Here is a 1,180-nt window from a genome sequence, read left to right as displayed (position 1 = left end):
AGCCGGAGCTCAACTCCCGTGAGTCCGCGCTGATCGCCAACTACCGGGCCAGCCCGGAAGACGCGCGCCGGAGTGCAGAAACGATGGTTGCTCTGCTTGCGCAATCAAAAGGGAAAGACGTGAAGAAGGCGGGGTAGCTGGCCGGGCGGGGCTGGCGAGTGGTGGGAATAAGGCTTTAGCATGCGTTAAAAGACGCGAAGGGAGATGACATGGGTAATGTGAAAAAAATGGAAGTTGCCGTGCTGAATATCGTCACTCACCCCCACTCGCCCGAAGGCTATGCCAGCTTGATGCTGGACGCCTTTGCGTTGAAGCATCCGACGAAATATCTGGGCACGGAACAGTTCATCCTCAACAAGCCCGTCCCCATCAACAGGGATGAACCCCTGGAGGGGTTTTCCGGCTTCCTCCACAAGTTCACCGAGATTGACCTGCGTGCGGCCTGGATGGACCTGGAAAAACTGGAAGCCGTCGAATCAGAGGACGGGGAGCCGGTCGTCAACATTCCCGAGGCGATGAAGCCCAACTGCAAGACGGCTCCTTATGTCTTCCTGCCAAAGGGGCATCGGTTTTTCTTTCCGACGGCTCACACGGAGAATAATGAAAAGATCACCTTTTCACCCGCCCGTGTCGCCAAGGCTCTGGCGAACCTCTTTGCCCACGAATCCATCCGGGAGAAGTACGGCGAGGTGACGGTCACGGTTGAAAGCTCTGAGCAATCCATCGAAGAGATTCTGAGTATCCCTGCTTTGACAAAGCTGATCGTGGATGTGACCCTGCCCAATCCCGACGACAACGATGGGGATGAGGCCGAAGCCCTGAGGCGGATGCAGGAACAGCATGCCAGGAAGGTGCATACGGCATGGACGGGAACCAAGGACGACGGGATCAAGCCTGATGCCGACACCAGAGGCTTCATGAAGCTCTCGCTTTCCAACGGCTATGTGAAGGCGGAAGGGTATGACGCCGAGCGGCAGAAGGTGACCAAGAAGACATCCGAGCACCCGGTGAAGCTTCGTGGAGCTTACTCCAAAGGGAAAAGCGCACTCTCCTGTCTGGTCGCGGTGGCTCAGGAAAACATCGGGAAATTCACCGCAAGAGCGGCCCAGGTCGCGAAAGAGGCAAAGCGCCGGTAGTCTATGGAAGAGAACAAGAAGCCCGTTCTGTATTGGCCGAAGAG

1 protein-coding gene is annotated in these 1,180 nt (G+C 56.9%); it reads left to right on the top strand.

Annotated elements, in window-relative coordinates:
• Positions 1 to 209: 209 nt before the first annotated feature.
• Positions 210 to 1,136 carry a DUF4747 family protein gene (locus tag QQS14_RS16375; protein ID WP_285908091.1) on the top strand — a complete coding sequence of 309 codons (927 nt, stop codon included), beginning with the start codon at positions 210 to 212 and terminating at the stop codon, positions 1,134 to 1,136.
• Positions 1,137 to 1,180: the final 44 nt, after the last annotated feature.

The organism is Pseudodesulfovibrio pelocollis (assembly GCF_030282845.1).
Classification (GTDB): Bacteria; Desulfobacterota; Desulfovibrionia; order Desulfovibrionales; family Desulfovibrionaceae; genus Pseudodesulfovibrio; species Pseudodesulfovibrio pelocollis.
Note: the sequence above shows the minus strand (reverse complement) of the source record. Positions and strands in the feature narration are given on the sequence as shown.